Genomic DNA, 1058 nt, shown 5'->3' on the forward strand with positions numbered 1-1058 from the left:
TGTACCACTTATCCTTTCCCGACGGGGATTTGATTCCCCGCTTTTCCAGTTCCTTGGTAATGGCATAGAAGGATCGCCCGCCAAGGAAGAGTTTGTAGATGAGCCTTACGATTTTCGCCTGTTCTTCGTTTATTTTGAAATCCTTGTCATAGCCGAGAAACGCGCTGTAGCCGACACTGGTCTTGCCCTCGGCGAACTGCTTGCGCTTGCCCCATGTGGTGTTCTCCGAGATGCTGCGGCTTTCCTCCTGCGCTAGGCTGGACATAATCGTGATAAGGAGTTCTCCACGCGAATCAAATGTCCATATGTTCTCTTTTTCAAAATAGATCTCTACACCATGTTCCTTGAGTTTACGGACGTTCTGCAGAGAATCCACGGTGTTTCTCGCGAAACGGCTGACCGACTTCGTGATGATGAGGTCGATCTTGCCGGCAAGGGCATCCTCGATCATCTGGTTGAAGCCGTCACGCTTCTTTGTGTTGGTTCCACTGATCCCTTCATCCGAATACATGCCGACGAAATCCCAGTCTGCACGGCTTTCGATGTAGTTCTTGTAATGCGCCATCTGCATTTCGTAACTAGAAGCCTGTTCTTCATGATCGGTCGAAACTCTAGCATATCCTGCCGTCCTGCGCCGTCTTGGTTCTGCCGTAACTTCCGACCGAAACACTCTGGGAGTTGCAGGAATCACCCGCACTGTCTTTGCCATCGGTATGCGCCTCCTTCTTTGAGTTGAAATATGACCTCATCATCAGATATGAAAATCCGCTCGACGTTCTGCACGATCTTGCCCTCGTAGCCATCGCCGAACAAGGATTCTGCCGCTTCCTTGAGTTCGGATTCGGACAATCTCTTCAATCGGCACTTTGTTCTCAGCTGACTGCAAGCCCATACCTTAATCCCCTTCGTCCATGTATCCCGCTCACACTTGCTGCCGCAGGAAGCGCAGTAGACTTTGTTCGTGAAGGGATTGCTGCCGCGCTGCCCTGTGTAGATTCGGGCGGTCTTTTTTATGCGGCCATTTGTTAGGTGAAGTTCCACACAGTCACCGTAAATGA

Annotated in this window: 2 protein-coding genes; both read right to left on the reverse strand. The window is 50.7% G+C overall.

Annotated features, from left to right (window positions below; genetic code table 11):
* A partial coding sequence (locus HMPREF9163_RS12595) for a recombinase family protein (protein WP_369796103.1) occupies positions 1–709 on the reverse strand: 709 nt, incomplete at its 3' end.
* Positions 688–1058 (reverse strand): recombinase zinc beta ribbon domain-containing protein (locus tag HMPREF9163_RS12600; protein WP_009441590.1); only part of this gene is annotated, 371 nt, incomplete at its 5' end. The genes HMPREF9163_RS12600 and HMPREF9163_RS12595, both read right to left, overlap by 22 nt.

The organism is Selenomonas sp. oral taxon 138 str. F0429 (genome assembly GCF_000318175.2).
In the GTDB taxonomy this organism is placed as follows: domain Bacteria; phylum Bacillota; class Negativicutes; order Selenomonadales; family Selenomonadaceae; genus Centipeda; species Centipeda timonae.